Consider the following 21,452-nt stretch of genomic DNA (forward strand, 5'->3'; position numbering starts at 1 on the left):
CAACCGGGTACTGGAGATCGGCGCGATCACCGGCGGTCTGAAGCATCTCGCCAAGGCCGAGGACATCTGCGTGGTGCTGCTGACGCAGCTCAACCGCGCCGTCGACGCCAAGGCCAGAACCGACCGCCGCCCGAACCTCGCGGACCTGCGCGCTTCCGGCGAGATCGATCAGGACGCCGACGCGGTGCTGATGCTGGACCGCGAGGCCTACCACCTGGAGCGCAAGCTGAAGGCCTCCGGCCGGCGACCCTGAGATCGGCACGCGCCTGATCGAGCGGGCAGAACGCCCTCGAACTCATCCTCGCCAGGAAGCGCTCCGGCCCCTGCCCCACCCTCGACCTGTGGTGCGACGTGGCCGCCTCCGCCATCGCCCAGACGTCACGAGGTCTCTATGAGCCGGTATTCCGAGGCATCCAGATCCTTCGGGCCGTCTGCTCCCGACGGCTTGACGAAGGATCCGTCGCGCATCGGGCGCCACGGATCCGCCGACACTCCTCGGGTGTGGATCAGGCCACCGCCGCTCCCACGCTACGGAGGAATGAGAGGGACGGGGCGAAGAAGTACTCGCCGCCCTTCATGTGCACGAACTGCTCGAATGTGTGCAGGATTGGTTGGGACCCCGGCGTGTGTCCATCGCGATACGTGTGCTCGCGCGTCGTGGTCGGGTTTCCAGCGGCCTGACCGATCACCGGATCGATACCCGTCGGAGGGTGCATCGCCTCGCCGATATTGCCGGCAAATTGCGCGTTGTTGGCCCAGGATTTCTGAGTGAATTCAAACTGGTCTTCGAGACTGGCCATGTAAGCCATGAACAGCAGTCCGGAGCCGTGAACAGGCTCGCGATCCTTGTCGTCGAACTCGCTGCCGTCTGGGCTCATCGGCCGCTTCGGCCCGTACGTGATCCCCCGCCGCGCCATGATGGGCGCCCGGTCTCCAGTCTGGTCCGGTAGAGGGACCTGTCTTTGCACGTCGCCGCGCGGGTTGGTCTTGCGGATATGGGCGTGAAACGGACAGCGATCGCCATCGGCATCGGCTGCATAGGTGAATCCGTTCGGGACGGCCGACGCCGTGCCAGCCTTCGAGGCGGTCAGCGGCGTTCCATCCTCGAACCGTCCGACGACCATGGCGCCTGCGCGATCCAGCTGGTCGGGGGTCGCGCCCTTGCCGAAGATCGCCCTTCCAAGTTCGTCTTCGGCGGCATTGAACCCGCGTATGTTCTGCTCGAGCTTGCGGAACACGAAGTAGCTTCCGGCGGATAGAGGTAAACGCCCGTTCTTGTCCTCCAATATGAACTGCGATGGCTTGAACGCGGGCTCCCAGATCACACCGCTGGTGTCGAACGTGTTTTTGGGTTCGTGGGCGACGCTCTCAAGCTCTCTGTCTAGATCCTCCTGGAGAAACAGGGGCTGGCTGCGCCCGTCCACGTATCCAAAGTGTTCCACGCCCTCGGGGTCGCCGTCTTTCCGGAACTTGCGGGTCTGCTGCAGCCCGGTCTCCACCATGAGGAGGTGGCAGCCCGCGAGCTTCAGCCACTGCTTGATGATGCCAACCTGGATGTTGAGGATGTGGTCCGATGCGTCTGCCAGGAGGAGCATGGCATCGGGGCGATGCGTAGCCCAGGCGGGCGCGCCCCAATCGGAACGCGGCGGATCGGACAATTCCGATCGGCGATTTTCCATGCCGTCCCGGAAAGCCTGTCCGTCAGGCATTTCCGCATGTTCTCCGAGCGCGCGGTACCCGCTCGCACTCAGGAAGAAGCATCGCACTGTGCCGCCGTCCAGATGCGGCGGGTAGCGGCGATTGTTTCGGAGTTGATTGGCGGCGCTTGTGCAGTGACGTCCGATCGTTCGAACGACATGTGCCACTTTATCGGGTGACAGACCGTGGAAGCCAATGAACAGATGCGCTGCGTGATGCCTGCCGTGACCTTTCAGGATGTTTGCCTGAAGATCCTCAAGAAAAAGTTTAACATCCGGGTTCGAAGCCGCCTGGTGCCAGCTAATCGGTTTGTCTAACAGATTATTCAGATCAGTCATCGAAATCGCTCCCTAGCTTATGGTGCAGATGGTCATCAGTATGCGCCCCGCGATCCGCTGCCGAAATCGGCATCCATTATTCATAACGGCGAATCGAGACACCGGTACGCTAGAATTCGATAGCGGGCGAGTCCAGTTTTTCGATTGCATTGATTTACAAAATCTGCTCTAACGACGATATAATTAAGCGAATTCGGCGGATTGGGCGAATTTCGTTGCATGCAAGCTCGCCACAATCGAAGATCCACAGCGAACGATTTGGGGTCTTTTATGGAATACAGCATTTAAAATCAGGAATTGAACATCTGATTTTAGGTAAAATGCCGAAGTACGGTTGCGATCAGAACTTTCATCCGCGCGCATGCGATCGCTTCACGACTTATCTTCAATCGTCAGGCGCTCACCCGCCGTCGCATCCAGCATCGCATCGCCCGCCGCGGCATCGAAAGCAGCCAACGTCTGGGGCGATACAGGTGGGTCGTCGAGCGGGTCCTGGCCTGGTTCGCCCAGTTCCGCCGCCTCGCCATCCGCCATGAGCGACGGGCCGATATCCATCTCGCCTTCTCGACCCTGGCCGCAGCCCTCATCGTCTGGCGTTTCATCGAACGCTGGTTGTGTTAGACGCTCTAAATCCGGTGGCCCGCGTCATCTATCGAGCGGCGTAGGAAATCGAGGATCAGGTCGGCGACAGCATGCGGCTGCTCCTGCTGCACCCAATGCCCGGCACCATCCACGAAATGACAGCCGTAAAAATGGGCGCAAGTCCGCGCGCCCATCCGCTCCAGCGCGCCGGGTGCCTGAAACGGACCCCAGTCGCTGTGTCCAGCGATGAAGAGCGCCGGCACGGCAAGTCGGCCTCCCGCAAAGCGTCCAAGGTCGCGAGCGAGACTTCCATCCATGCGGCAGCGATAGCCCTGTAATGGTCCCTGGAAGCCGCTGCGCGCGTACTCGGTCGCGTAGACGGCGAGTTCCCGGTCGGTGAGCCACGCGCAGCCGGCACCGCCCTCCGGCGCTTCGGGCACCACCGTTGCGGGCATGCTTCGGCCGAGGTCCATGATGTAGTAGGTCGGCATCTCGGCGAGCGCCTCGGGTGTCCAGCCGGCGAGCGGATGCGGCGCGTTGCCTGGCCAGTCGGCGCTCTTGTGATGGAAATAGGCGCGCAGGAACGCGGCAACCCGTGTCGGGTTGCCGTCCATATCGGGCGCTGCAGCCGGGGAGGCGAAGTAGCGGTGGTAGTGCTCGCGTGGGCGCGGCAGACCTGACAGCGCGGCGTGGATCGGATCTTGCGCAGGCGGGCGCAGACTCTCTGCTATGGCGTCGAGGGTGGGTGTCCCCGCAAACGGCGCGCTCATCAGGACGACCGATCCGAACACGTCGGGTCGGGCCAGGGCACAAAAGCCGGCCACCCACGAGCCGAAATCGTGTCCGATCACCGTCGCGACCCGCTCACGGTCCAGCGCCGCGATCAGGCAGAGCAGGTCGAGAAGCAAGTTGTGCATGCGGAAGGGCGCAAGGTCGGCTTCGTAGGCGACTGGCCCCGCCGCAGTGCGCCCATAGCCGCGCAGATCCGGGGCGACGACGTGGTAGCCGGCCTTCGCGAGGGCGGGCATCACCTTTCGCCAGGAATAGGCCAACTCCGGGAAGCCGTGCAGCAGCAGGAGGCAGGGTCGGCCCGGATCCTCGTGCCCGGCCTCCAGCAGATGCATTCGCAGGCCGTTCACGCCGTCGACGAAGCGCGAACGAATGCCCGTGGGGAGAACGGCGTCGTCCAGGGGCGGCAGGTTCGGTGCGTTCATTTCCAACCCTATTGCACGCCGTCTCCCCCTGTGGAGCTGGGCGGTCACCCGTTGCGCGCGCGAGGTCGTTGTCCGTCAACGTCCGACATAAGCCGGTACAAGCCGCTACAAAATATGGGTGATAAAGTGGGGCTGCTGCCTTTGTAAGGCTGAGTTTTCAAATTAAAACAATGGCTTATGCCATTTAAGTGGCGGAGAGGGGGGGATTCGAACCCCCGATGCCCTTGCAGGCATGCCGCATTTCGAGTGCGGTGCATTCAACCGCTCTGCCACCTCTCCGCAAGGTGCCTCGATGAGACGGGCGGTGCCTAGCATGCGGGATCGGGCTTCACAAGCGATGTTGAAGCGTGGCGGTGGGTGATCAGATCACCACGGTGAGCGCCTGCGCCGCCCGGGTCAGGCCCGTGTAGAGCCAGCGCGCCCGGTGCTCGCGGAACGCGTAGGATTCGTCGAACAGCGTCACCCGATCCCACTGCGACCCTTGAGCCTTGTGCACGGTCAGCGCGTAGCCGTAGGTGAACTCGTCGGTCTCGCGGCGCAGGAACAGAGGGATTTCCTCGTCCGTGCCGGAGATCATCGCACGCAGCACCTTGATGTCGGTGGGCTTCCGGCGGAGCGCCGGGTCGTCCTCCGGCACCACGTCGAGGCGGATCAGGTCAGGCCGCGGCGGCGCACGCAGGGCCTGCACGGTCCAGGTCGAGCCGTTGAGCAGGCCCTTCACCCGATCGTTGCGCAGGCAGACCAGCTTCTCGCCGATGGCCGGCATCGGATCGGTGTGGCCGGCGAGCTCCCGGAGCCGGGCGTTGTAGAGGCGGCGCGTCTTGTTGAGACCGACCAGAACCTGGTCGCATTCGAGCACCTCGGCCGGATCCAGGTCCCGGCGCGACACCACGCGGCTCTGCCCGTAGCTGCCGAGCTCCAGCCGTCCGCCCTCGCGGATGGTCATCGCCATGCGGACGATCGGGTCGTCCTTGGCCTGCCGGTGGACCTCGGTCAGCATCACATCGGGCTCGGCCTCGGTGAAGAAGCCGCCGCCGCGCACCGGCGGCAGCTGCGCCGGGTCGCCCAGAACCAGAACCGGCCGTTCGAACGACAGCAGGTCGTTGCCGAGGTCGGAATCGACCATCGAACACTCGTCGATGATGATCAGGTCCGCCTTGGCGGCCGGGCCCGAACGGTTCAGCGTGAAGGTCGGCCCGCCCTCCTCCGCCTCCTTGGTGCGGTAGATCAGCGAGTGGATCGTGGCGGCGTCGTAGCAGCCCTTCTGGCGCATCACCGAGGCGGCCTTGCCGGTGAAGGCCCCGTAGACCACCGTGCCGTCGACATCCTCGGCGATGCGGCGGGCCAGCGTGGTCTTGCCGGTGCCGGCATAGCCGAACAGCCGGAACACCTGGGATCCGCCATCCCGCCGCCACGCAGCGATCGCCTTCAGCGCCGCGTCCTGCTGCGGGGCGTAGGCAGCCGGCAGGCCCGCGCTCACGGCCAGCGCACGGTCGGCGGCATCGAGGACAGGATCGACGCGACGTTGCCGCCGGTCTTCAGGCCGAAGATCGTACCCCGGTCGTAGAGCAGGTTGAACTCGACGTAGCGACCGCGCCGCACCTGCTGCTCGTGACGGTCCGCCTCGGTCCAGGGCGTGCAGAAATTGTCGCGGACGATCTTCGGGTAGGCCTCCAGGAAGGCGCGTCCCACGTCACGGGTATAGGCGAGGTCGGCCTGCGGATCGCCGCTCCAGAGATAATCGTAGAAGATCCCGCCGATGCCCCGGGGCTCGTTCCGGTGCTTGAGGTGGAAATACTCGTCGCACCACGCCTTGTAGCGGGCGTGATCGATGCCGTGGGAAGCGCAGGCGCGTTCCAGGCAGGCGTGGAAGTGGCGGCTGTCCGGATCGTCCTGGTTGCGGCGCCGCTCCAGGACCGGAGTGAGGTCGGCGCCGCCGCCGAACCAAGCCCGCGTCGTCGCGACGAACCGGGTGTTCATGTGCACCGTCGGCGCGTGCGGGTTCCACGGATGGGCGATCAGCGAGATGCCGGTGGCGAAGAAGCGCGGATCCTCGGCGGCCCCGGGCATCTGGGCGCGGAATTCCGGCGCGAACTCGCCGTGCACCGTCGAGATATGCACGCCGGCCTTCTCGAAGACGCGGCCCCGGAGCATCGCCATGACGCCGCCGCCGCCCGGCCGTCCTGTATGGTCGGTCCGGTTCCACGGCGTCTTCTCGAACGTCCCGGGCCCCTCGGGCGCGTCGGGGTGGAACGGGCCCGCCGCCTCCGCCTCGAGGGTTTCCAACGCGGCGACGATCCGGTCGCGCAGGCTTTCGAACCACGCCGCGGCCGCGGATTTCATGGCCGTGACATCGGCTTCGGAAGGAGGCGCAGCCAGGGCTGCGCGCGCGTCGTCCGGCATCGTCATGAACGAGGCTTTCCCACCGCGCCGCGCCGGCGTCAATTCGCTTGCCGCCAGATGCCGGCCCACACGCCGCTAGCGCGCCGCCGGCGGCTCGCCGACGGGCTTCAGCAGACCGGTGGCGCTGGCGACCAGTTCGCCGGCCGCATCGCGGATCTCGGCCTCGCAGAAGATCACGGAGCTCCCTGCCCGGGTGACGCGGCCTTCCGCGAGCAGGACGTCGCGGCCGGGGGCGAGGAAGCGGGTCTGCATATCAAGGGTGACCACGGGCCGGCCGGCCCGCAGACGGGCTGCGGTGCCGAGGGCGACGTCGAGCAGGGTGCAGATCACGCCGCCATGCGCGATGCCGAGATTGTTGGCATGCTCCGGCCGGAGAGCCAGACGCAGCCGCGTCCGGCCGTCGCGCACATCGAGCGCCTCGATCCCGCAGAAACGCACGAAGGGGATATGGGCGCCGAAGACGGTGTCCGGCTCCGATTGCTGGTTCACGCCGATCGCTCCGGACCTCTCCCTGGCGGACCCGTTATGGCTGAGGCCCGTACACTTGCCCACGCCCCCCGCGACATTGTCCGAGACATCTCCGCGAGACTTGGCGACGACCGGACACGCAGAGGGGCGCCTCCCGCATGACATCCTGAGAGACTTCGCGCTTCTTGTCAGATGGGCCAATGCTCTTTGCAGACGAAGGCACCTGCCGGGTTTCGGTGCCAGGCAGAGGGGAGAGGGGTCGAGAGGCGCCAGCGCGTGCAAGTGTGCCAGCTGGGGCTTGGATTTCTCAAGCTACGATTTCAGCTCCACCGTCGGCTTGAATAATATGCGTGTTCACGACCTGCGCCTTGTGCAGGGAAATGCTCGACGACGACTTGATTTTGCTGCAAGGACGATAGATCCGTGTGACCACCGTCAGATAGAGGGAATCATCGATGGACGACAACGCCACTGAACAGCAGCAGACCTTTATCGAGCAGGCATCGGATATCGTATCGGCCTATGTCTCGAACAACTCCGTTCCGATCAGCGAGCTGCCTGGTCTTCTCGCCGGTGTCCACGCGGCTCTGACGAAGCTGTCCGCCCCCGCGGCGACCGTCACCGAGACGGCCGACAAGCCGACGCCGGCCCAGATCCGCAAGTCGGTGACCCCGGATGCGCTGATCTCCTTCATCGACGGAAAGCCGTACAAGACGCTCAAGCGCCATCTTTCGCGCAATGGTCTGACGATCGAGCAGTATCGCGAGCGTTTCGGGCTGCCGCGGGATTACCCGTCCACGGCCGCCAGCTACTCCGCCCAGCGCTCGGAACTCGCGCGCAGCCTCGGCCTCGGCCAGCAGCGCCGCAAATCTGCCGCGCCGGTAGAGGAGCCCGTCGAGCCGGTTGCCGAGAAGCCGAAGCGCGCGAGCCGTCCGCGCAAGGCCAAGGAAACGGCCTGACGCCAAGCGCCGGCTCTCCATCGCGAGCCGGCTCCACGATCTCGAACGGCACGCGACCCGCGTGCCGTCCCCGTCAGGCGAAATCGGCGAGGTCGTCGGCCACATCCCCGGCGGCAATCTCCGTCTCGGCCTTCTCGCGCTCGCCCCCCTCGCGCGCGTTCCGGTCCTCGGACCGGCGATCCGGTTGTGCCGTCTGCGACGCCTGTGCGTCGCCCTGTCCGTCCGGAGATCGATCCGGCACCCGCCCCGCCGCCATGCTGCACTCCCCGCCGACCCTGCGGCTGCGGAGCAATGCCTCGCGCGCCCTGCGCGTTCCGGGCTCTGACAGGAGCGGCGTGGTTTCGCGCGCCCAGAGAGAAAAACGCGAAACATCCGCATTGCCTGATCGGATGCCGCCGGGAAGGCTGGCGGCGACAGGGATGGGACGCACGATGACGGACACGCAAACCCGGGCGGAAGCGAGCCGGCGCGACCTGCTCGCGGCCTCGGTCCTCGGAACATGGCCGTTGCTCCTGGCCGGCGGCGCCGAAGCCAGCCTGCTCAACCCGGAGCAGACGATCATCCGCGCGCCCGACGACCTCCCATGGGTGCCGTCGAAGGGCTATCCCGAGCGCAGCGTCGACCGCTGCACGCTCACGGGCGATATCAACGGCAGCGGCCTCTATTACACCCTGATCCGCTGATGGCCGGGCTACATGAGCGCGCCGCACACCTACACCACGGATCGGTTCTGCATGGTCCTGGCCGGCACGTGGTGGTGCAACAGCGGGGCGGATTTCGATCCGGCCGCCTGCCAGCCCGTGAAGGCGGGCAGCTTCGTGCGCCGGGTTGCGGGAACGCCGCATTACGACGGCGTCGTCCGCGACGGCACCGAGCCTGCGGTCATCGCTATTTGCGGCCTGGCGCCGGTCAATTACAGGCTGGTCGACCCGTCGCAGCCGGGCTGGCGCCGGGTCTAAGGGCGACCGATCAGCCGGCCCCGCGTTGAACGGCCGGAGCTTTTCGATCGGGAGCGGGATTTGGGCAATCGCTACGGGCTGGAGATCCGCGCGGCGACGGGCCCCGACGCCGCAGGCCTCGCAGCCCTGCTGGGCGAGGCGGGAATCGCGGTCGGGGCAGCCGATCTCGCGACGCGGCTCGACGACCTGCAACGCAACGGCGGCACCGCCCTCGTCGCCGTCGAATGGGGACCGCCGAGCGGTCTCGTGGCGCTCGCGCCGGTCCGCACCCTCGACGCGCCCCGGCCGTCCGGCCTCATCACCACCCTCGTGGTCGCAGCCGAGTCCCGGCGCAACGGCATCGGCCGGATCCTACTGAAGGCGGTTGGGCGTGCGGCGCGGCAGGCCGGCTGCGACCGGCTGCTCCTCACCGTCGGCCCGACCCAGGACGACCTGCGCGCCTTCTGCGCCGCCGCCGGCTTCATCGCGGAGGGTCGAACCCTCGCGCGCCCATTGCTGAAGCGCGGATCCGGCGATGCCTGAGGCCCGCGACATCCTGACCGCAGCCGACGACGGTTCCGGGCGTTGACCAGGACACGCTGGAGCCCCGCCGATGACGCTGCGATCCGAGACCCCACCGCCACCCGCGAACCTGCCCGCCGATCCGCCACCGGATTCGGATGCGCCGACCTCTGCCCAGCTCAAGGGCGACATCGACAGCGGCCGCACGGGCGACAAGACCCCGCACATGGATATCGGCGCCGCCCCGCTCGGGACCTGCGAGGAGGCCGGCGGCACACCGCCGACGTCTCAAGAGGTCCGGCTCGCACGGCAGAACGAGCGGGCACCCTCCGAGAAGGCGGCCAAGGGCTACGTGCACCAGCGGCAACCCTGGGTTCTGCCGGTCTATATCGGCTTCATCGTGCTGGCCGCTTTGGCGCTCGGCCTCGGGCTCTGGCTGACGCATTGAGGCCGCACCGCGACAGGCTCGCCGCTCCTGATCGCCGGTACGGGCTCGGCGACTGCCGCCCCCCCCCGAGGCCCTGATGCCGTGGGCCTACACGAAGGCCCCGACGGGCTCCACGGCGGAGAGCCCGGACGCCGCCCGTCGGACGGTGAGGAGGTCCGCATCCGGGACCGCCGGGGCGGTCTGGCCGGCCCAGGACAGCGCTCTGCCGCGGGGGACCGCGCCGGCGCCTGGGGACGGAGCCGCCAATTCATGATCCTCTGCGGCCGTCGCGGCAGGCCCCGGTGATGCAGGACGGCACGGGTCCGCGCGCGACGGTTTAAAGGTCGATTCACGTCGATGCGGTTAGCGTGGCCTTACTGCAGTCCTGCGTAAACCGATCCTCCATGCCCCCATCCGTCGATGCTCCGCCGGACCTGTCCGGGCTCCTCGAACTGTCCCGCATCGAGAATCTCGATCTCAAGCCGGTGATCCTCCGGGTGCAGACCGACCTGTTCGTCCGGGCACCCGGCCGGGATCGGACGCAGGTCGAGATCTTCGAATCCCTCGCCTGCGGCCTGATTCCCACCGTGGATGAGGAGACGGCCCGCGTGGTCGCGGGCAAGCTCGCCCCCTGCCCCGACACGCCGCCGACGGTGCTGGAGGCCTTGGCGCTCCGGGGCGGCGGTGCCCGCGACGCGGTGGTGGAACTGGCCCCGACCCTGAGCCATCGCCTGATCGAGGCGGCCCTCGCGGACGGGTCGGACGTCGCCGCCCGCATCGCGGCCAGGACCGGCCTGAACCGCGAGGTCGTGGACGAGCTCTCCCGGGAGGGCCGCCCGGAGATCGACCGGGCCCTGGCCGCCAATCTCGGCATCACCCTGCGCGGGGCGACGCTCGCCCGGCTCGTGGGCCGCGGCCGCGGCGATCCCGATCTGGCCAAGCTGCTCCTGGTGCGCCCCGACGTCTCGGCCGCCGATCTCGTGCCCCTGTACCTGAATGCCGACCCGATCCGCCGCGACGTGATCGGCCGGACCGTCGAGGCGACCGCGGCCCTGCGTCCCTGCCCCGCGCCGCTGCGTGGCCTGGGCGAGGACCTGACCCGGCTCTCGGGCGCGCAGGACGTGCCCGCCTTTATGGCCGCCCTGGCGGACGGCCTCGGCCTGCCCCGCGACTTCCTCACCGTGGTCTCGGATCCGGGGGCTCGCTACGATCTCCTGACCCTCGGCCTGCGCGCCGCTGGCCTGCACGAGGAAGAGGCGGTCTACATCTTCCTCACCCTGAACCAGGGCGTGGCGCGCTCGGCGGAACGGGTGGCCGGCCTCGTCCGCCTGTTCCGGACCGTCAGCCGGCCGGCGTCTCGGGACCTCGTCGCGGCGATCCTCGACCGACCCTTCACCGAGCGGGGGCGGAGCGAGGCACACCAGCCGCTGCACGGTCCCGAAGCCAAGCTGCGCCAGGGTGCCGAGCGCAGCGCCGCGCAGCGCGCGCCGCTGCCGATCCGCGCGCGTTCGGCGAGTGGCGGCGAGACGGGCTGACGGCCTGTCCTCAGCGGGGCTCGATACCCCGCCAGGCCGGCTGCCGGTCGGCCGCCTCAAGGGTGTCGTTCGAGGCCGGCGGGTCGGCAGCGCGGCGGCTCAGCTCGGCCATCAGGCCCCGGGCCAGCACGGCGCGGACCGCGCGCTCGCGGGTCTCGGACGGCACAGCATCGAGCACCGCCGGCAGCACGGCCTGGGCGCTCGGCAATGCGCCCGCGGCTTTGCGCGCCTCGGCGGCCGGATCGGCACCGTTTCGCAACAAGGCCAGGTACGAGAGCACGCCGATCACCAGCGCGGCGCGCAGCAGGACGGTCATGGGACGGCTCCTCCGCTCGGTGTCGAGCGGCAGATTTCGACAGATTTCGTGAACCGGTCCTCAACCGGCTCGCGCTTTCCCGCGCGATGGTGAACAAATCTTGCCGAACTGCGGCTGGTTACCTTGCGGAAAGCATCCCGTTCATTCGGATAAATCCCGCAACACTCGTTTAAGCCGGCTCTGCGAGTCTTCGGAAGTCGTTCGAAGTCGAACCGGAGGCGCGACGGATGCGCAAAACGTATCCAGCGCGACGCGTGCCAGCCTTGCCCATTCAGAAAGTCGTGACGTCCTTGATCGACGACCGCCTCGCGGGTCTCGTCCACGAATCCGTGGCCGACAACGCGGCCGCCCAGTCCCGCCACCAGCGCTTCCTGGTGTCGCGCCTCGCCACCGGTGCCGTGATGATGGTCGGGCTGCCGCCCTATCTGCTCTGGCGCGGCGTGCCCTCGGGCATCGAGGTGCTGGCGATCGCGAGCCTGCTGCTGCCGGTTCTCGCCGCCGTGCTGCTCGCCCGCACGGGATCCCTGTGGCTCGCGCACGCCGTCTCCTCGGCGGGCCTGACCGGCATCGTGGTCGCCCTGGCGAGCGTCACCGGCGGGGTCTCCTCGCCCGCCTCGGTTTGGCTTGTGGCGATCCCCCTGGAGGCGCTGGTCTCCGGCTCGCTGCGCGCGACGGCCGCGGCGGCCGTGATGGCCATCCTCGGCGTGCTGGCCGTGGTGGGCCTCGGCGCCTGGGCCGACACCCTTCCGGTCATGGACATCTCGGCGAGCCTCGCCCTGCCGGCCTTCGCCATCACGGCGATCGGCCATGTCGCCGCCCAGGCCCTGGAGCACATGCGCAACGAGGGCGCGTGGCGCGACCGCCTGCGCGACAACGAGGCGCGCGACCGGCTGCTGCTCTCGGCGATCGACGACCTCGTAACCTGGCACGACCGCAACGGCCGCGTGCTGGAGGCCTCGGTCTCGGCGGCGCGGCTCCTCGGCAGCGAGCCGACGCGGCTGCGCGGCCACGGGTTGCTGGAACGGGTTCACGTGGCCGACCGGCCGGCCTTCCTCAAGGCCGTCAGCGACGTCGCCGCCACCGGGCGCCCCGCGACCTTGCCGCTGCGCCTGCATGTCGAGCCGCAGGCCGGCCGGCCGGACGGTGCGCGGCTGATCCATGCCGAGATGCGCGCCCATCGGATCGAGCACGGGTCGCACGACAGCGCCATGGCGGTTGTGGCGGTGACCCGCGACATGACCGAGCACCATCGCCACGCCGAGGAGCTGGAGCGCGCCCGCGCCGAGGCCGAACGGGCCGACGCGATCAAGAGTCGCTTCCTGGCCAACGTCACCCATGAGCTGCGCACGCCGCTCAACGCGATCATCGGCTTCTCCGAGGTCCTGGCGGGCGAAGGCGTCGTCAGCCTCAGCCCGGACCAGGCGCGCGAATATGCCGGGATCATCGGCGCGTCGGGCCATCATCTGCTCGGGGTCGTCAACACGCTCCTCGACATGAGCCGGATCCAGAGCGGCAACTTCGATTACGCGCCCGAGAGCTTCGACATCGCGGCGCTGCTCCAGGGCTGCTGCGACCTGATGCGCCTCAAGGCCGAAGCGGCCGGCGTCACGCTCGCGGTCTCGGCGGCGGGGCCCGTGGAGATCACCGCCGATCCGGGCGCGTGCCGACAGGTTCTGATCAATCTGCTCTCGAACGCCGTGAAGTTCACCCCGCGGGGCGGCCGGGTCGACCTGTCCCTGCACCGGCGCGCGGACAGGCTGGAGATCGTCGTGGCCGATACCGGCGCCGGGATCGGCGCGGACGACCTGCCCAAGCTCGGCACCCCGTTCTTCCAGGCGGGTGGCGGCGACTACAAGCGCCAGCACGAGGGGACCGGCCTCGGCCTCTCGGTCGTGCAGGGCCTTGTGGGACTGCACGGCGGGGCGCTGCTGATCGAGAGCGCCCCGCAGGCCGGCACCGCCGTGACCGTGACGCTGCCCCTCGTGTGCCGACCGTCGGCTGCGCCGGGCCCCGCCCCGGTCCGTACGTCCGTGCGGGGGGCCCCACCGTCCCGCCGCGTGGTGCGCCTGCCCCTCGGGCTGTTCGACGCGGAGCCGGGTCCCGCCGCGGCGCCCGCCGGCCCAGCCCTGCGCCGCACGGCGTGAGCCCCAGGTCCCCCGGAAGGAGTTAGGATGTCAGGCTACCGCGAGATCGCCATCCCGGGTGAAGTCGGCCGTGCCCGCCGCCCCGGCCCCAGCCGGACCGCCGTCCCGGGCGACTGGCGCGCCGTCCTCATGGGCGTGCTGAAGGCGACGGGCACGACGTGCCGGACCAGACCCGGCACCGTGCTGGGGAGCCTCGTGGCCGTGGGCGCGGCGGCCTTCGTCTGCGTCAACGCCCTGGGCTATCAGGCCGGGCGGCATCCCGCGCCGATCCTGCCGAAGCTGGCTCAGAAGGCGCCCCCGCCGCGCGACGCGGCCCCGGCCGCGAAGGAGCCCGTCAGGGACGTCGCGCGGGATCCGGCCCGCCCCGAGCCCGACCGGGCGGCCACGCCGGCTCCGGCGAAGTCGGCAAGCCGGGACGCGATCGGCGATCTGATCCATGCGGACGAGACCACGGCCTCGGTGACCCCGAAGGCATCGCCGCGGGCCGCCGCGAAACCGGCGGCGTCCAAGGAGGCCTCGAAGGAGGCGTCGAAGACGGCCAAGCCCGAGAAGGAGACGGATCCGATCCTACGGGCCCAGAAGGCGCTGTCGAAGCTCGGCTATCCGATCAAGGCCGACGGCGCGATGGGCCCGGGCACGCGGGCGGCGATCGAGAAGTTCGAGCGCAATGCCAAGCTGCCGGTCACCGGCGAGGCCTCGGGTCGGACCCTGCGCGAGCTGGTCACCCGGGCCGGTCACGGCTAGCACGGCTCGTCGACCGGTACCGTCGCGAAGCCCATCGCGCGCTGCGTCGACGCGGCCCCGACGCGATCTGCAACTCTGGCTTGCGGGCTCTCGCCGACAGCGGGTCGCGGGATGACGACACCCCGTTTCGTGAACCCTGCCAGGGGAGGCGTCAGCGCCCCATGGCGGGTGGCGAACAGGCGAATTCGTTCGCCGACGAGCACGCGTGATGACAAGCGGCTCGATGGGTTCGGCGGATGCCGGTGTTCAGGGCTTTGCGGGCACGTCACACCATCCGGACGCTCATCGCGAGCGGCATCGAGCCAGCCGTCATCGTGATGGGTTGGCGCAGACGAGACCCTGGCCATCCCAGCCCCCGGCAACGCCACCGTGCTGCGCGGCGCTGAGGGTTGCGTGACCTGTCGAGACGGTGCGCGGCGCGCCCTCGTCGTGATCCGGATCGCCGGTGCATCACAGGCGGATCGGATCCGCTTCGGCGATCAGGAGAGCCGGTCAGGCGATCCGTAAAAATCCTGATCGAGCGGGGATTAAATCAAATACTCATCCGTGGCACTGATTTTACCAGTATATAGACATGTTGTCGCAGGATAAATCGTGACTTTCCTGGCATTGTCGGTCAGACATGGCGAGTAGAATCGGGTTTTAGATTTCGATGTGACTTTGTAGATACAGGACATACGAACATTTGTGGGTAGCTTCCGACCGACTGGAATTCGGGGAGCCACTTGCGCATGAATAAGTTTCTGGCCGCGCTGGCCACGTTCGCCGCCATGACGGCCACCGCCTCGGCCGCCGACCTGCCGCGTCGCGCGGCCCCGCCGCCGGTCTTCACGCCCGTGCCGGTGTTCACGTGGACCGGCGCCTATTTCGGCGTCAACGCCGGCTACGCCTACACCGAGTCGGACACGATCCGGACCGTCGGCATCGGCACCCTTCAGAACAACGTGAACAACCTGCTGCGCAGCCCGGCGGTCCGCCTGCCGCAGGACGGTTTCACCGCCGGTGGCCAGGTCGGGTACAATTACCAGTTCACGCCCGGGTCCGGCATCGTTGTCGGCGTCGAGGCGGACGCCCAGTACATGGATCTCCAGCGCACCGGCGTGCAGTCGATCTTCCGCCCGGCCTTCAATCCCAACGTCCTCACCAACACCTATCGGACGGATCTGAGCTTCCTCGGGACCGTGCGCGGGCGCGTCGGCTACGCCTTCGACCGCGTCTTCGTGTACGGCACCGGCGGCTTCGCCTACGGCGACGTGACCCAGCGCGTCGGGTTCCAGACCGGGGCGCCGCTGACCTATTTCGGCAGCCGCTCGCGGTTGGACACCGGATACGCCTACGGCGGCGGGATCGAGTACGCGCTGCCGACCGACTCCTTCCTGAACTTCTTCCGCTCCAGCGCGGTGACCCTCAAGGCCGAGTACCTGCGCTACGATCTCGGAAGCCACAATCTGCTCGTCGGCTCCGTGGGCGGCCCGGGTGTCGGCTACATCTCCCGGTTCCGGACCGAAGGCGGCATCGCGCGCGCCGGCCTGAACTTCAAGTTCGGGTCGTACTAGCGCGACGCGCAGCGGAACCCGCCTTCCGTGCCAAGGTGCTCGCGGCCTCCGGGCGAGGAACGGGTCTTCCGCGTCACGCGTCGGCCGCGAGCATCGTGACAACTTGATTTGACCGCCGCAGCCCAAGTGGCATCACCGGGTCGGCGAGGTCGATGACACCCTGAACGAGCGAGCGGCCAGGGTGTTTTTTGTTTCAAGCGCTCTCCATGTCGATCGAGAACACGTTCATCCGGCGGCCGGCCCCGGCCGGACCAAGCCTCGCCCCTGTGCTGGGACGGTCCGTATTGCGGTGCGTTCGAGACGCATCAAAAATCGCCGACTGTCCGGCGCCCATGTTTCAGGGCGGCCGAGCCCTGAGATCTTCATCCCGGACGCCGCCGACCGAGGTCGAACGCTGCGCCGGGATCCCCTGTCCCTGCCACGGTATCTTCCCAGTCACGAAAAGTGGGCTAAAGCAGCGGTGGGGAGGGCGCCCGACACAGGACGCCTCGAGGCTTTGCGGAGGGCCCATCTTGGCCGACGACGCCACGCTGCGCCGGCTGCTTGCTGGGATCGGCCGAGGTGAGGCGGACCAGCTTGCCGAACTCTACGATCTCACGAGCCCGAAACTTTACGGGCTGATCCTGCGTATCCAGCGCGACCGGGCCTTGGCCGAGGACGTGCTCCAGGACGTCTACATGCGGATCTGGCAGGCGGCGGGCACCTATAGGCCGGACGCCGGCCCGCCGATGCCCTGGCTGATCGCGATCGCACGCAACCGCGCCATCGACAGCGTGCGCCGGAAAGTCGAGGTTCAGGGGCCGGAACTGGAGAGCGGCGAGGATTGGGTGGCACGGCTGATCGACCCGCACGACGAGGCGGTCGCGTTCCAGAACCGCGATGCCCTGGCGGCTTGCCTCAGCCGGCTTGACCCGCGCCACAGGGATTGCGTGGTGCTGGCGTATTGTGAGGGTCGCTCGCGTGAGGAACTGGCCCGCCGGTTCGACTGCCCCGTCAACACCATCAAGACCTGGCTGCATCGCGCGCTGGCCACTTTGAAGACCTGCCTGGAGGCCGTGTCGTGACCGGACCGGGCGGACCCGACCCCGACGATCCCGACCTGCGCGCGGCGGAGTACGTGCTCGGAACGCTCGACGCCCGGGAACGCGAAGCCGTGGAGCGCGCAGCCGCCGGCGATCCGGCCGCACGGGCGCGAATCCGCGCCTGGGAACAGCGCTTCGGCCCTCTGGCCGAGGTGGTCCCCGCCGAGACGCCGCCGCCGCGGGTGCGCGCCGCGTTGTTGCGGGCGTTGCCGCGGTCGGGCCGCGCAGACGCCGGTCAGATCGCGCTACTTCGCGCTCAGCTCCGGCGCTGGCGGATCGCCGCCGGCGGAGCCGGGTTGCTGGCGGCCGGGCTCGCCCTGTTCGTCGTGGTGGGGCCGTCGCTGACGCCGTCCGGCGGCCGCTACCTCGCCGTGGTGCAGGGCGGCGGCACGGTGCCGGCGCTGATCGTGCGTGTGGACCTCGGAACCGGCCTCGCGCAGGTGAGACCCGTCAACGCCGAGGCACCCGCGGATCGCAGCCTGGAGCTCTGGTACGTCGGCGCGCAGGGGCCGAGGCCGCTCGGCCTCGTCGGGGCCGGACAGAGTGAGGTGAGGCTGCCGACGGGCACCGCGCCGGATGGGGTGCTCGCCGTCTCGGTGGAGCCGCCCGGAGGTTCGCCGACCGGCCAGCCCACCGGCCCTGTGGTCTATACCGGCAAGCTTCTCGCGGACTGACACGATGTCGGCGCGCCGCCGGCTCGTCCTGGGCGGGATCGGCGCCCGCAGCCTCGGCGAGGCTGCGGGCGCCGCACCGCTCGGGCCGATCAGGGCATCAGCACGGCGTTGACGACGTGGATGACGCCGTTCGACTGCATCACGTTCGGGATGGTCACGGTGGCGGTGTTGCCCTTCACGTCGGTCACGTAGACCTTCTTGCCCTGCACCTCGACGGCGAGCGGCTCGCCGGCAACGGTGGTGAGCGTCCCCTGTCCGCCGCCCTTCTTGGCGAGCGCCATCAGGTCCTTAGCCGTGTAGACGCCCGGGACGACGTGGTAGGTCAGGATCTTCGTCAGCGTCGCCTTGTTCTGCGGCTGCACGAGGTTCTCGACGGTCCCCGGCGGCAGCTTGGCGAAGGCGGCGTTGGTCGGTGCGAACACGGTGAACGGACCCGGACCGTTCAGCGTGTCGACCAAGCCGGCAGCCTTCACGGCGGCCACCAGGGTGGTGTGATCCTTCGAATTGACCGCGTTCTCGACGATGGTCTTCTGGGCATACATCGGCGCGCCGCCGACCATTGGGTTCTTGGCGTAGGCTGCGCCGCTCGCCCCGAGGCCGAGCGCGAGGGTAAGGGCGAGCGCCTTGGCGGCGCGGCGGCCCGTGTTCATGGTGAGCATCGTATTTCCTTCCGTCCCAACCCCTGTGAGCGGGGTAACGGGCCCACTTACGGAGACGTCAGAGGGAAAGTTTCGCCGCGCGGAGGCAAACGGATGGGACGGCAGTCCCAGCCGATGCCGCCTATTCGTCCGCCTCGATCGCTGCCAGCGGGGCGGTCAGCTCGCACACCACGCCCGTGGGCTCGTAGGTCAGGCTCGCCTCGCCGCCGAATGCCCCGGCCAGACCGCGCTCGATCAGGCGGCTGCCGAACCCCCGGCTGGTAGGCGGCATCACCGGCGGACCGTCCTGCTCGATCCAGCACAGGCGCACGATCGGCTCCGGACCCGTCGTGTCGATCGTCCACCCAACGCGGACATGGCCTCCGGCAACCGACAGCGCCCCGTACTTGGCCGCATTGATCCCCAGTTCGTGGACGATCAGCGCCAGCGACAGCGCGGCACGGGCGCCGACCTGCACCGGAGGCCCGTCCAGCCGCAGGCGATTGGCCTGCGCGTCTTCGTGAATCGCCAGCGTACCCCGCAGAATGGCGCCGATGCTGGCGCTCTCGCGCGTGCCGCTCAACAGCAGGTCATGGGCCTTGCCCAGAGCGACCAGCCGCGCCGCGAGAGCGCTGCGGGCCGCATCGAGGTCCACGGCATTGCGCATGGTCTGCGTGGCGATGGCCTGCACCATCGCCAGCGTGTTCTTCATACGGTGGCTGATTTCGTGGTTGAGGGTCGCCTGCTGCTCCTCGGCCCGCAGGCGGCCGATGCCGACCTGCACCCGGTCGGCCACGTTGCGGGCGAACGCGACCTCCTCCGGCCCCCATTCCCGCACCGTGGGATTGTGCACGAAGAACACGCCGACCGTGCGTCCCCGCTCATGCACCGGCACGTTGAGCATGGCGTGAACGTTGATGGCCGTGAACGGCTTGGCGTGGCCGGCGGTGCGGGTGTCGGTCTCGACGTTCGCGACCACGAGGGTGTCGCCGCGCTTGAGCCCGGATCCAAACGTGCCGTAATCGGCGAAGCGATGACGGCCGATCAGCCGGACCTCGCCGGGCAAGGCCCAATCGTCCGGAATGGTGATGAATTGGCCGGTGCTGTCCAGCTCACCATAGCCGGCGCGGCTGGCGTTCAGGGTCCGGCCGACGATCTCGGCCGCCTTCGCGGTCATCGCGTCGATCGTGGAAAGGTCGCGCAACTGATCGCCCAACTCGATCAGCGCAAGGCGGCGGATCGTGGCGGCACGAGCCATCCCCTCCGAGGCCAGCATCCTGGCGAGCTGGCGGCGCTCGCGCAGCAGAATCATCACCTGCCGTGCCAGTCGCCGCAGCGCGTCCTGCTGCGCCTCCGTCAACCCGTCCGGCCGGGGCTGGTGGTCGATGACGCACAGGCTCCCGAGCACACGTCCGCTGCGTGTGCGCAGCGGGGCTCCGGCATAGAAGCGGATATGCGGCTCGCCCGTCACCAGCGGGTTCGTGCGAGTGCGCGGATCTGCACTGAGGTCGGGGATGATCAGCAGGTCCGGCTCGCTCAGCGCGTACACGCAGACCGATCTGTCCAGGTCGGTTTCGCAAGACGGAAAGCCGACCCGCGCCTTGAACCACTGGCGCTTGGCCGCGACCAGGCTGACGAGGGCCACCGAAGTCTGACAGATCAGCCGGGCAATCTGCACCGCATCCTCGAAGCCCTCCTCGGGCCCCGTGTCGAGGACGTCAAAGGCATCAAGCTCGGCGAGGCGGTCCGGGTCGGACGTATCCGGCCTGATGGAGCTTTCGACGGGGTGGATCATGACCGGGGGAATACAAGGCTTGGCCTTCAGTCGTAGCGACTTCCAGAGCCTGTGTCAGCCGCAACACCACCAGATGGTCGATGAGAGTAAGGGCGCACGGAGCCGCAGGTTCAGTCGCGCAGGGGCTCCGGCTTCCGTCCGCCGGGCGGGATCTCCCTGCGGTGCGCGCAGAGCCGTTCGGCCGAGAACGGCTTCGGGATGAAGCGCGCTCCGTCCGGCCGATCGCGAGGTTCGGGATCGGAAGCGGAACGCCCGCTTCCGAACACGGGGTCGAGGTCCAGGGCGATCCGCTGCCGACATCGCGAGCGGAGGTCCTAGCATCAAATGGCAGCCCTGGAAGCGCCCTCCGCCGCAGAGGACGCGCGTTCGGCATTTAGGCGCGCGGCTCTAGTATTGTGTGCCGGTAAATCGGCAGATCGTCTTGCAACGCGGGCCGCCATTGGCCTGCCAGGACTTCGCGTGGCCGATCGAACCGGTCATGTCCTGCGTGGGATTCCCGCCCGGCCGGTGCACGACGATGTTGCAGGCATCCTGCGGCGTCCGCTGATAGCGCGGGCACGACTTGGAATCGCGGTTGCCCAGCAAATCCATAAGCGTCTCCGAACGAGCGTGGGCCGACGGCACAACACCGCACAGGCCGGCGACGATCAGCGTGGCAAGCGAGGTCATTCTCCACATCGGAATGCTCCTTCAATCATCGGAGGATGCGAATTCGGGCGCCCTTTGCTCAGTTAATCAGCAATAAATACTGTCGATGTGCGCTGAAACACATCAATCAATTCTATTTTAATCCCGAAAAAGCCGGATTTTTTTGAAGGAATATTTCAGGCGCCGAGCCGTTGCAGGCTGGCGGGGCTGCGCGCCGGAGGTTGCTCGAACCGGCGCTTTCGCGCATGGCGAACGGGGTGCCGTTCCGTTTTCGCCAACCGCCGTACCGCGGGCGGCCCGGATCGCGGCCAGCCGAGGGTCACAGGGCTACAGACGCATGCGCCTGCGCTCCGATTTCTGGGTTTCGGCCCATCTCCGTCGGCTCGACGTCGCGGGCATCCCGGCGGTGCTGCGCCGGCGCGGGGCCGCAGAGGCCGGCGCGATCTTCGTGAAGGTTGACCGCCTCGACGGCAGCGCCGACCTCTACGGACCAGCGCCGCAAGCCCTGTTCGAGGCCGAGGAGAGCGGCGACCGGCGCTTCGCCGCGATCGTCACCGGCGCGAGCCCGCTCGCCGTGGAGGAGCGCTTGACCAAGGAGATCCGGTTCGATTCCGATCTCTGGATCATCGAGATCGACGACCGCCAGGGGCGGCATTTCCTGGATCTGGCGGAGTGACGGAGCTTAGACTGTCTTTGCGAGCAGGGCGAAGCAATCCAGAAGCGCCACGCCGACCGTAGGCGCGCTGCTCTGGGTCACTTCGCTGTGCTCGT

At 68.3% G+C, this 21,452-nt stretch carries 23 protein-coding genes, 1 tRNA gene and 1 pseudogene; 14 read left to right on the forward strand and 11 right to left on the reverse strand.

Annotated features, from left to right (window positions below; all coding sequences use genetic code 11):
- The first annotated feature begins 37 nt into the window (after window positions 1-37).
- Complete coding sequence (locus JOE48_RS30305) at window positions 38-253, forward strand: DnaB-like helicase C-terminal domain-containing protein (RefSeq protein ID WP_245253293.1); 216 nt, start codon at window positions 38-40, stop codon at window positions 251-253.
- 253 nt (window positions 254-506) lie between these two features.
- Here JOE48_RS30305 and JOE48_RS30310 read toward each other — a convergent pair whose 3' ends face one another.
- Entirely contained in the window at window positions 507-2,036 is a 1,530-nt protein-coding gene (locus tag JOE48_RS30310) for a Dyp-type peroxidase (protein ID WP_245252818.1), read from the reverse strand.
- A gap of 390 nt (window positions 2,037-2,426) precedes the next feature.
- Here JOE48_RS30310 and JOE48_RS13375 point away from each other — a divergent pair.
- A pseudogene (locus tag JOE48_RS13375) lies at window positions 2,427-2,657 on the forward strand (transposase); the annotation flags it as partial.
- A 5-nt stretch (window positions 2,658-2,662) separates the two neighbouring features.
- On the opposite strand, the gene JOE48_RS13380 reads toward JOE48_RS13375, so the two are convergent.
- The 5 genes from JOE48_RS13380 to JOE48_RS13400 form a co-directional block, all read right to left on the reverse strand.
- A complete protein-coding gene (locus JOE48_RS13380; protein ID WP_210035743.1) occupies window positions 2,663-3,832 on the reverse strand; it encodes an alpha/beta fold hydrolase in 1,170 nt (389 codons plus the stop codon).
- A gap of 189 nt (window positions 3,833-4,021) precedes the next feature.
- Window positions 4,022-4,111, reverse strand: a tRNA-Ser gene (locus JOE48_RS13385).
- An 82-nt stretch (window positions 4,112-4,193) separates the two neighbouring features.
- A complete protein-coding gene (locus tag JOE48_RS13390) occupies window positions 4,194-5,312 on the reverse strand; it encodes an ATP-dependent RecD-like DNA helicase (RefSeq protein ID WP_210030406.1) in 1,119 nt (372 codons plus the stop codon).
- Entirely contained in the window at window positions 5,309-6,241 is a 933-nt protein-coding gene (gene hemF / locus JOE48_RS13395; protein ID WP_210030407.1) for an oxygen-dependent coproporphyrinogen oxidase, read from the reverse strand. Before hemF ends, JOE48_RS13390 begins: the two co-directional genes overlap by 4 nt.
- Before the next feature lie 69 nt (window positions 6,242-6,310).
- Window positions 6,311-6,724 (reverse strand): PaaI family thioesterase, encoded by a 414-nt coding sequence (locus JOE48_RS13400; RefSeq protein WP_210030408.1) that lies wholly within the window; start codon window positions 6,722-6,724, stop codon window positions 6,311-6,313.
- A 434-nt stretch (window positions 6,725-7,158) separates the two neighbouring features.
- On the opposite strand from JOE48_RS13400, the gene JOE48_RS13405 reads away from it, so the two are divergent.
- Window positions 7,159-7,662, forward strand: coding sequence for a MucR family transcriptional regulator (locus JOE48_RS13405; RefSeq protein ID WP_210030409.1), 504 nt, complete (start codon window positions 7,159-7,161; stop codon window positions 7,660-7,662).
- Between the two features lie 73 nt (window positions 7,663-7,735).
- Here JOE48_RS13405 and JOE48_RS30315 read toward each other — a convergent pair whose 3' ends face one another.
- Window positions 7,736-8,104 carry a hypothetical protein gene (locus tag JOE48_RS30315; protein WP_245252819.1) on the reverse strand — a complete coding sequence of 123 codons (369 nt, stop codon included), beginning with the start codon at window positions 8,102-8,104 and terminating at the stop codon, window positions 7,736-7,738.
- Here JOE48_RS30315 and JOE48_RS13415 point away from each other — a divergent pair.
- The 5 genes from JOE48_RS13415 to JOE48_RS13435 all read left to right on the forward strand — a co-directional run bounded on the left by JOE48_RS13415 (window position 8,094) and on the right by JOE48_RS13435 (window position 11,084).
- On the forward strand, window positions 8,094-8,345 hold the full coding sequence (locus tag JOE48_RS13415) for a hypothetical protein (protein WP_210030410.1): 252 nt from the start codon (window positions 8,094-8,096) through the stop codon (window positions 8,343-8,345). The two genes, JOE48_RS30315 and JOE48_RS13415, sit on opposite strands and share 11 nt — an antisense overlap.
- A gap of 12 nt (window positions 8,346-8,357) precedes the next feature.
- Window positions 8,358-8,621 (forward strand): hypothetical protein, encoded by a 264-nt coding sequence (locus JOE48_RS13420; RefSeq protein ID WP_210030412.1) that lies wholly within the window; start codon window positions 8,358-8,360, stop codon window positions 8,619-8,621.
- Window positions 8,622-8,681: 60 nt separating this feature from the next.
- Window positions 8,682-9,143, forward strand: a complete 462-nt coding sequence (locus JOE48_RS13425; RefSeq protein ID WP_210030414.1) for a GNAT family N-acetyltransferase — start codon at window positions 8,682-8,684, stop codon at window positions 9,141-9,143.
- A 70-nt stretch (window positions 9,144-9,213) separates the two neighbouring features.
- Complete coding sequence (locus tag JOE48_RS13430) at window positions 9,214-9,570, forward strand: hypothetical protein (protein WP_210030416.1); 357 nt, start codon at window positions 9,214-9,216, stop codon at window positions 9,568-9,570.
- A gap of 383 nt (window positions 9,571-9,953) precedes the next feature.
- Window positions 9,954-11,084 carry a DUF2336 domain-containing protein gene (locus JOE48_RS13435; protein ID WP_210030419.1) on the forward strand — a complete coding sequence of 377 codons (1,131 nt, stop codon included), beginning with the start codon at window positions 9,954-9,956 and terminating at the stop codon, window positions 11,082-11,084.
- A gap of 10 nt (window positions 11,085-11,094) precedes the next feature.
- Here JOE48_RS13435 and JOE48_RS13440 read toward each other — a convergent pair whose 3' ends face one another.
- A complete protein-coding gene (locus JOE48_RS13440; RefSeq protein ID WP_210030421.1) occupies window positions 11,095-11,400 on the reverse strand; it encodes a hypothetical protein in 306 nt (101 codons plus the stop codon).
- A gap of 254 nt (window positions 11,401-11,654) precedes the next feature.
- On the opposite strand from JOE48_RS13440, the gene JOE48_RS13445 reads away from it, so the two are divergent.
- The 5 genes from JOE48_RS13445 to JOE48_RS13465 all read left to right on the forward strand — a co-directional run bounded on the left by JOE48_RS13445 (window position 11,655) and on the right by JOE48_RS13465 (window position 17,600).
- Window positions 11,655-13,544, forward strand: coding sequence for a sensor histidine kinase (locus JOE48_RS13445; RefSeq protein WP_409518579.1), 1,890 nt, complete (start codon window positions 11,655-11,657; stop codon window positions 13,542-13,544).
- Between the two features lie 27 nt (window positions 13,545-13,571).
- Window positions 13,572-14,288, forward strand: coding sequence for a peptidoglycan-binding domain-containing protein (locus tag JOE48_RS13450; RefSeq protein WP_210030425.1), 717 nt, complete (start codon window positions 13,572-13,574; stop codon window positions 14,286-14,288).
- 731 nt (window positions 14,289-15,019) lie between these two features.
- Window positions 15,020-15,844, forward strand: a complete 825-nt coding sequence (locus JOE48_RS13455) for an outer membrane protein (RefSeq protein WP_210030427.1) — start codon at window positions 15,020-15,022, stop codon at window positions 15,842-15,844.
- A gap of 512 nt (window positions 15,845-16,356) precedes the next feature.
- Window positions 16,357-16,908, forward strand: a complete 552-nt coding sequence (locus tag JOE48_RS13460; RefSeq protein WP_210030429.1) for a sigma-70 family RNA polymerase sigma factor — start codon at window positions 16,357-16,359, stop codon at window positions 16,906-16,908.
- Window positions 16,905-17,600 (forward strand): anti-sigma factor domain-containing protein, encoded by a 696-nt coding sequence (locus JOE48_RS13465; protein ID WP_210030431.1) that lies wholly within the window; start codon window positions 16,905-16,907, stop codon window positions 17,598-17,600. Before JOE48_RS13460 ends, JOE48_RS13465 begins: the two co-directional genes overlap by 4 nt.
- An 89-nt stretch (window positions 17,601-17,689) precedes the next feature.
- Here JOE48_RS13465 and JOE48_RS13470 read toward each other — a convergent pair whose 3' ends face one another.
- The 3 genes from JOE48_RS13470 to JOE48_RS13480 form a co-directional block, all read right to left on the reverse strand.
- Window positions 17,690-18,259, reverse strand: coding sequence for a fasciclin domain-containing protein (locus JOE48_RS13470; protein ID WP_210030433.1), 570 nt, complete (start codon window positions 18,257-18,259; stop codon window positions 17,690-17,692).
- Between the two features lie 121 nt (window positions 18,260-18,380).
- Window positions 18,381-20,033, reverse strand: coding sequence for a sensor histidine kinase (locus JOE48_RS13475; RefSeq protein ID WP_210030434.1), 1,653 nt, complete (start codon window positions 20,031-20,033; stop codon window positions 18,381-18,383).
- Between the two features lie 387 nt (window positions 20,034-20,420).
- The gene (locus JOE48_RS13480) at window positions 20,421-20,711 is read right to left on the reverse strand and encodes a hypothetical protein (RefSeq protein WP_210030435.1); all 291 of its coding nucleotides are present in this window, start codon (window positions 20,709-20,711) and stop codon (window positions 20,421-20,423) included.
- Between the two features lie 307 nt (window positions 20,712-21,018).
- On the opposite strand from JOE48_RS13480, the gene JOE48_RS13485 reads away from it, so the two are divergent.
- Window positions 21,019-21,357, forward strand: coding sequence for a DUF1491 family protein (locus JOE48_RS13485; protein ID WP_210030436.1), 339 nt, complete (start codon window positions 21,019-21,021; stop codon window positions 21,355-21,357).
- Window positions 21,358-21,452: the final 95 nt, after the last annotated feature.

This window comes from Methylobacterium sp. PvR107 (genome assembly GCF_017833295.1).
In the GTDB taxonomy this organism is placed as follows: domain Bacteria; phylum Pseudomonadota; class Alphaproteobacteria; order Rhizobiales; family Beijerinckiaceae; genus Methylobacterium.

What these genes read in the sequence shown, in the direction of transcription:
- JOE48_RS30310 (WP_245252818.1), bottom strand. Translation starts at nt 2,036, where the DNA reads ATGACTGATCTGAATAATCTGTTAGACAAACCGATTAGCTGGCACCAG.
- JOE48_RS13380 (WP_210035743.1), bottom strand. Translation starts at nt 3,832, where the DNA reads ATGAACGCACCGAACCTGCCGCCCCTGGACGACGCCGTTCTCCCCACG.
- hemF (WP_210030407.1), bottom strand. Translation starts at nt 6,241, where the DNA reads ATGACGATGCCGGACGACGCGCGCGCAGCCCTGGCTGCGCCTCCTTCC.
- JOE48_RS13405 (WP_210030409.1), top strand. Translation starts at nt 7,159, where the DNA reads ATGGACGACAACGCCACTGAACAGCAGCAGACCTTTATCGAGCAGGCA.
- JOE48_RS13415 (WP_210030410.1), top strand. Translation starts at nt 8,094, where the DNA reads ATGACGGACACGCAAACCCGGGCGGAAGCGAGCCGGCGCGACCTGCTC.
- JOE48_RS13420 (WP_210030412.1), top strand. Translation starts at nt 8,358, where the DNA reads ATGAGCGCGCCGCACACCTACACCACGGATCGGTTCTGCATGGTCCTG.
- JOE48_RS13430 (WP_210030416.1), top strand. Translation starts at nt 9,214, where the DNA reads ATGACGCTGCGATCCGAGACCCCACCGCCACCCGCGAACCTGCCCGCC.
- JOE48_RS13435 (WP_210030419.1), top strand. Translation starts at nt 9,954, where the DNA reads ATGCCCCCATCCGTCGATGCTCCGCCGGACCTGTCCGGGCTCCTCGAA.
- JOE48_RS13440 (WP_210030421.1), bottom strand. Translation starts at nt 11,400, where the DNA reads ATGACCGTCCTGCTGCGCGCCGCGCTGGTGATCGGCGTGCTCTCGTAC.
- JOE48_RS13450 (WP_210030425.1), top strand. Translation starts at nt 13,572, where the DNA reads ATGTCAGGCTACCGCGAGATCGCCATCCCGGGTGAAGTCGGCCGTGCC.
- JOE48_RS13455 (WP_210030427.1), top strand. Translation starts at nt 15,020, where the DNA reads ATGAATAAGTTTCTGGCCGCGCTGGCCACGTTCGCCGCCATGACGGCC.
- JOE48_RS13470 (WP_210030433.1), bottom strand. Translation starts at nt 18,259, where the DNA reads ATGCTCACCATGAACACGGGCCGCCGCGCCGCCAAGGCGCTCGCCCTT.
- JOE48_RS13475 (WP_210030434.1), bottom strand. Translation starts at nt 20,033, where the DNA reads ATGATCCACCCCGTCGAAAGCTCCATCAGGCCGGATACGTCCGACCCG.
- JOE48_RS13480 (WP_210030435.1), bottom strand. Translation starts at nt 20,711, where the DNA reads ATGTGGAGAATGACCTCGCTTGCCACGCTGATCGTCGCCGGCCTGTGC.
- JOE48_RS13485 (WP_210030436.1), top strand. Translation starts at nt 21,019, where the DNA reads ATGCGCCTGCGCTCCGATTTCTGGGTTTCGGCCCATCTCCGTCGGCTC.